This window comes from Gaiella sp., assembly GCF_057140465.1.
This window is the reverse complement of sequence record NZ_DBNHWK010000052.1, coordinates 1-4554: the sequence shown is the minus strand read 5'-3', so window position 1 is coordinate 4554 and position 4554 is coordinate 1. Positions and strand designations below refer to the sequence as shown.

Annotated in this window: 4 protein-coding genes; 1 reads left to right on the top strand and 3 read right to left on the bottom strand. The window is 72.1% G+C overall.

What is annotated here, in order from left to right; translation table 11 throughout:
• Positions 1 to 993, bottom strand: a 993-nt coding sequence (locus tag AC162C_RS07345) for an adenylate/guanylate cyclase domain-containing protein (RefSeq protein ID WP_484096978.1), incomplete at its 3' end; no start/stop codon positions are given.
• 178 nt (positions 994 to 1171) lie between these two features.
• Here AC162C_RS07345 and AC162C_RS07340 point away from each other — a divergent pair.
• Entirely contained in the window at positions 1172 to 1513 is a 342-nt protein-coding gene (locus AC162C_RS07340) for a hypothetical protein (protein WP_462974407.1), read from the top strand.
• Positions 1514 to 1613: 100 nt separating this feature from the next.
• Here the strand turns inward: AC162C_RS07340 and AC162C_RS07335 are convergent, their stop codons facing one another.
• Both AC162C_RS07335 and AC162C_RS07330 read right to left on the bottom strand, forming a co-directional pair.
• On the bottom strand, positions 1614 to 1736 hold the full coding sequence (locus AC162C_RS07335) for a hypothetical protein (RefSeq protein ID WP_462974406.1): 123 nt from the start codon (positions 1734 to 1736) through the stop codon (positions 1614 to 1616).
• Between the two features lie 145 nt (positions 1737 to 1881).
• Complete coding sequence (locus tag AC162C_RS07330; protein WP_484096977.1) at positions 1882 to 4416, bottom strand: ATP-binding protein; 2535 nt, start codon at positions 4414 to 4416, stop codon at positions 1882 to 1884.
• Between the last annotated feature and the right edge of the window lie 138 nt (positions 4417 to 4554).

The window sequence follows — 4554 nt, the reverse complement described above, 5'->3', positions numbered from 1 at the left end:
GGCGCCGAAGATGCGCTGCGCCACGAGATCCGCGTTCTCGTCCCCGAGCAGGAGGCCTCGGACACCGCTCTCGCCGCCGAGCGCCTCCACCATCTCTCCGAGTGGCCAGTACGTGATGCCCTCCCCGTACGGCAGGCAGCGGCCGACGACGATCCCGCATCGATCCGCAGCCGACCCGATGAACTCCTCCGCGACCCTCGACTTGCCGATCCCGGGCGGGCCGACCACCGTGCACAGCTGGCACGAGCGGGAGTCGACCGCACGCTGAAGCGCGTCGGAGAGAGCGCCCAGTTCGCGCCCGCGCCCGACGAACGGCGAGTCGAGGCCACGGGCGGTCGCCACCATGTCGGTCACCTCGAGGAGCCGCCACGCCTCGACCGGAGCACTCTTGCCCTTGAGGGGGAGCGGGCCGGCCGGCTCGGCGCGCACCAGCTCGCGCACGAGCTCGAGCGTGCGCCCGCCGAGGAGGATTTCGCCCGGGCCGGCAGCCTGCTCGAGGCGCGCGGCGACGTTGACCACGTCTCCGGTGACGAACGCCTGCCCGGAGGACGGGTCTCCCGCGACCACCTCGCCCGTCGCGACCCCGATCCGCGCCTCGATCCGGGCGCCGAGCTCCGCTTCGAGCTCGTCTCCGAGCGCGATCACCGCGTCGCGCAGCTCGGCCGCGGCGCGCACGGCCCGCAGCGCGTCGTCCTCGTGCAGGCGGGGGATGCCGAAGACGGACATCACGGCGTCGCCGATGAACTTCTCGACGGTGCCGCCGTGACGCTCGATCGCCACCCGCGCCTCGTCGAAGTACCGGCCGACCGCGCGGCGCACGGACTCGGGGTCGACCCGCTCCCCGAGCGAGGTGGAGCCGACGAGGTCGCAGAACACGACCGTGACCGTCTTGCGCAGCTCCTCCGTGCCTGGCAGAGGCAGCTCCGAGCCGCAGCCGGAGCAGAAACGCGCGTCGTCGGCGCTCTCACGCCCGCAGGACGGGCACTCGGCCACCGGCTCAGTCTACGAGCTCGATCGGCCTCATGAAAGGCCCGACAGCGGACACCCGGCGGGCCGCCCCGACTCACCAGCGCCCACTCAGGAGAACTTCCGGGGGACGACGCGCACTTTCCACCGATGGATCCCGGCGCGTCGCGTGCAACGCTGGAGCAGGCGACAGAGGAAGGGAGAGATGGCGATCTTCAGGAAGAAGTGGGCCTGGGCGGCCGTGTCCATCGCCTCGATGTGGCTCGCGGTGCTCTTCACCGGAGTCTTCGCGCCGAGCTTCGTCTCCGAGTCGGTTGGCAGTTCGCGAACCGAGATCCCGCTCGGCGGGATCGTGGCGCTCTTCGCCCTCGTCGGGACGATCGTGGTCGCGATCTTCGGCTTTCGCGGCGACGGCGAGCAGACGTCGACGCACGTCGGCGAGCTCGATGCCGAGGTCGCGGAGCTGAGAGCGCACATCGCCGCGCTCGAGCAGCGGGTCGGCCGAGGCACGGCCGCCGCCGAACGAGAGCCGCTCGCGGTCGGCTGAGCCCACGAGAGGCGGAGGGGCAACCCGGCTCGCCGGGTGGCTGTGGGGCGTCGACGGGCGACCGTCGATCCCGCCTGCGGCTCGGTGCACGCGCGCGGCGTCAGCCGCTGTCGCCGTGCCCGTCGGCGTGCTCCATTGCGACGACCGCGAGTTGCAGCGCGACCACGAGCCACACGACCACCGGTACGACGACCACCCCGAGCAGGACGAAGATCCAGACCACGGCCCAGGTATCGGCGCGAGAGCGGCGGCACCTTAGGCCTGCGCCGCGACACGCGCCTGTTCCCGATGCGTCATCGGCCGGCATCTCCCGATGCCGCGACCTCGCCTACTCCGACGATCAGCTCGGGGAGATGACGGTCGTCGGGCTACCCGGTCGAGGTCGTGAGGCCGAGTGCCTGCTCGTATCCGTCTTCGAGGCTCATCGCCTCCCCCGCGCGAACGGCGGCCTCGAAGTCGTCGTCGCCGAGCGCCGGGCGCGCGGTGGCCTCGAGCTCGTCGAGGAGACGCAGGTCGAGCGCCTGCACCATGATTCCCTGATGCTCGAGCTCTCGGCGGCCGAGCGCGGTGAGGACGACGGCGGCCCGGAACTGCCCGAGGCCGCCGGCCACCAGGCCGGCGTTGAAGACGAACCGGCAGTCCATGTCGGTGCCGAGGCGAATCGCCTGCTGGATGTGCTCGAGGGCCTCCGCATGACGCCCGAGGAGGTGCAGCGTCACGCCGACGTTGTTGAGCTCGTTGGACAGGTGATGCGGCGACGTGGTGCGACGGAGCGCGTCGAGCTCGGCGACCTGGAGCTCGAGGGCTCGCTCGAAGGCCTCCCGATCCGGCGGGTCGGTCTCGGAGCCCGCGACCATGAGCCCGTGTGCGAGCTGGCCGCGCGCCTTGGACACGCGGTAGTCGTCGCTCGCCCGAAGCGCGAAGTCGAGCGCCCGCTCCGCGAAGTCGATCGCCTCGCGGGGGTTTCCGAGGACCGACTCGAGATAGGCGCGGCGGATACCGGCGTCGGCGAGCCCGCCGGGATCGTCGAGGTGGCCGAAGAGGGTCTCCGCCTCCGCGAGCATCGCCCGGGCCTCGGCGACCTCACCGACCTCGCCGGCGAACAGCGAGGTCCCCACGAGCGCGTGACCACGATCCTCCACCTCTCCGCCTTCCAGCGCGAGCGCGGCCTTCGCGATCGGAAAGCTGTCTCGCAGCTCGCCGATGTCGTACCAGAGCCGCCCGAGGAAGCGCACGATCCGCAGCGCGCTCCGCGCATCACCCTCGGCGATGGCACCCATGAGCGCCAGTCGGAAGTTGGCCTCGTCTGCCCGGAAGCGCTCGAACTGCTCCGTGGTGTGGGGGCGCCCGGGGACGCGACCGAGCTCCGTCGCCAACTCGACGAAGAACGTTCGGTGCGCGGCCGTCGGGTCGTCGTCGGCCACCGCCTCCTCGAGCCGTGCAGCCATGAACTCACGGATCGTCTCGAGCATCCAGTACCGGCCCCTCTGCGCTTCGTCGATGCGGCGCCGTAGCAGGCTCTTGTCGAGGAGGGACTCGACGAGATCGAGATCGGCGCCGGCGACCGTCTCGGCCGCCTCGAGGGAGCAGCCGCCGGCGAACACCGACAGCGCGCGGAGCACCCGCTGCTCCTCGGCGTCGAGCAGGTTGTACGACCACGCGATCGCACCCTCGATCGTTCGCTGCCGCTCGTCGACGTCACGGTCGCGGCTCGTGAGCAGGCCGAGCCGCTCTCCCAGGCGTTCGCGAATCGCCTGGGTGGAGAGTGACCGCACACGCGCCGCGGCGAGCTCGATCGCGAGCGGGATGCCGTCGACGGCCTCGCAGATCGGCGCCACGTGCTCGTCCACCTCGAACTCCCGAACCACTGCACGGGCCCGCTCGGAGAAGAGGCGGACGGAGTCCGAGGAGTCCATCACCGGTACCGCGTACACGCTCTCGGACCGCAAGCCCAGCCGCTCGCGGCTCGAGGCGACGAGCACGACCTGCGGACAGCCCTCGACGAGGGTGCGCACGAGCGCCGCGACGGCCTCCACGAGGTGCTCGCAGTTGTCGACGAGCACGAGCGCCCGCTTCCCGGCGAAGGACGCGACGATCGCGTCCGCAACGCCGACACCCGGCCGCTCGTTGACCTCGAGCGCCTGGGCGACCGTCGTCTCGAGCAGCGACGCATCCCGCAGGGGCGCGAGCGCGACCCAGTGCGCACCGTCGATGAACGTGTCCGAGGCCTCCGCCACCGCCTGGAGCGACAGCCGCGTCTTGCCCGTCCCGCCCGGACCGGTGAGCGTGACGACGCGCGCGTCGTCACGGCGAATCAGCTCGACCACGTCGTGCAGCTCTCGCTCGCGGCCGAGGAACGGCGTCGCCGGCACGGGGAGGTTCGTCCGGTGCAGGGACGCGAGCGCCGGGAACACGCCGTCGCCGAGCTGGAACACGCGCTCCGGCGCACCGAGGTCCTTGAACCGGTGCTCACCGAGGTCGGTGAGCTCGGTCGCCACCAGCGCCGCCGTCGACGCCGAGACGAGCACCTGGCCACCGTGGCCGGCGGCCGCGATCCGGGCCGCCCGGTGCACGTCGTGGCCGACGTAGTCGCCGGCCTCGAGAAGCGGCATTCCGGTGTGCACGCCGACCCGTACCCGGATCGGGCCCTCGGCGAGGGCGTCGGTGAGCGCGCCCGCCGCCGCGAGCGCACCGGAGGCGGTCGGGAACGCGACGAAGAACGCGTCGCCCCACGTGTTCACCTCCACCCCGCCTTCTGCCGCGCACGCCTCGCGGATCACCTGCGCGTGCTCGGCGAGAGCCGCTGCATACGCCTCGGCCCCGAGGTCGTCGAGCAGCCTCGTCGACCCCTCGACGTCGGTGAACAGGAACGTGACGGTGCCGCAGGGGAGATCCGAACGCACGCCAGTCATCATCCGTCGCCGCCGGAGCTCGATCAAGGAAGTGCGCCGGGGGGAAGCGTCCGCTCGGCGCTACGCCGAGGCGCTCCGGAGGAACGCCCAGAACCGGCGCGCGAGCTCGAGCGCCGCCGGTGCGCCGCG